Origin of the sequence: Streptomyces fuscigenes (assembly GCF_021556455.1) — a bacterium.
In the GTDB taxonomy this organism is placed as follows: Bacteria; Actinomycetota; Actinomycetes; order Streptomycetales; family Streptomycetaceae; genus Streptomyces; species Streptomyces fuscigenes.
Genome location: NZ_JAKGCV010000757.1, coordinates 1 through 1,361 on the forward strand (window position 1 = coordinate 1; position 1,361 = coordinate 1,361).

1 pseudogene is annotated in these 1,361 nt (G+C 76.8%); it reads right to left on the minus strand.

The annotated features are described in order from the left end of the window. Window positions 1–303 precede the first annotated feature (303 nt). A pseudogene (locus L1885_RS28370) lies at window positions 304–1,191 on the minus strand (ABC transporter ATP-binding protein); the annotation flags it as partial. Between the last annotated feature and the right edge of the window lie 170 nt (window positions 1,192–1,361).

Genomic DNA, 1,361 nt, shown 5'->3' on the forward strand with positions numbered 1-1,361 from the left:
CGGTACGGGTGCGGCGGCGTGGGCCGGGACGGACACCAACGGGGCGGCGGACGACGGTTCGGTGCCGTTGCCCGCGACCGTGTTCGCGCCGCCGCTGTCGGGTGCGGACGACGAGTCGGGTCCGCCGTCGGTGGGTGCCGATGTGCCGACCGCTCTGATGGACGGGGGGAGTTCGCTGCCGGCGACGGTCGTGGCGGGCGGGCCCGCGGGGCCGTCCGCGGCGGACCGGGCGCCGGACCGGGGCGGTGCGGTGACGGGGGCGGGCGGGACCGCCGGGGACGGCCCGCCGCCCTCGCCGTCGCCGGTGAGGTCGAGGAAGGCGTCGTCGAGCGAGGCTTCGGTGACGCGCAGTTGGTGTGCCGTCACGCGGCGCTGTGCCAGCAGGGTGATGAGGGCGTTGACGGTCCCGTCGGTGCCGTCGATCACCACCCGGCCGCCCCGCACGGTCACGGAGACCGCCTCGGGCAGCCCGGCCAGTTCCTCCTCGTCCAGCGGCTGCGAGGGCGTGAACGAGAGGGTGGTGGAGGCGCTCGACCGCGCCACGAGGCCCGCGGGCGTGTCCAGCGCGGCGAGGCGCCCCCGGTCGACGACCGCCACCCGGTCGCACAGCCGCCGGGCCTCCTCCATGAAGTGGGTGACCAGCAGGACCGTCACGCCGGAGTCGCGGATCTCCTCGACGAGCCGCCAGGTGTCCCGGCGGGCCCGCGGGTCGAGCCCGGTGGTCAGCTCGTCGAGGACGACCACGCGCGGGCCGCCGATCAGGGCGAGGGCGATGAACAGGCGCTGCTTCTGGCCGCCGGAGAGCTTCGCGAACCGCGTCGTCAGCTTCGCGTCGAGGCCGAGGCGGGCGGCGAGCGGCCGCCAGTCGACGGGCCGCGGGTAGAAGGCGGAGCAGAGCTCCAGCGCCTCCCGCACGGTCAGCTTCGCCTGCAGCCGGCTCTCCTGGAGCTGCACGCCGAGCAGCCCCGTGACGCGCGCGTGGTCGCGCACCGGGTCGAGCCCCGCGACCCGTACCGTCCCGCCGTCCGGGACGCGCAGTCCCGCGACGCACTCGACGGTGGTGGTCTTGCCCGCGCCGTTCGGCCCGAGGATCCCGAAGACCTCCCCCTCCTCCACGGCGAAGCCCACCCCGTCGACGACGGGCCTGCCGCCGTACGCCTTCCGCAGATCGCGCACCTCGATGATTGCCATGGCCCCGACGATCCCGTTCCGGGCGGCCGTCCGGTATCGGCCGACGCGCTCGTCGTCGCATCAGCCGATCGGCCGATGCCGGGCGCCGGGCGGACGATGCGGGGCGCCCCGGCGAGGCCGCCGTACGCCGCCCGGCACACGCCGCCGGGGCCCGCGCCGGGCGTCCGCCG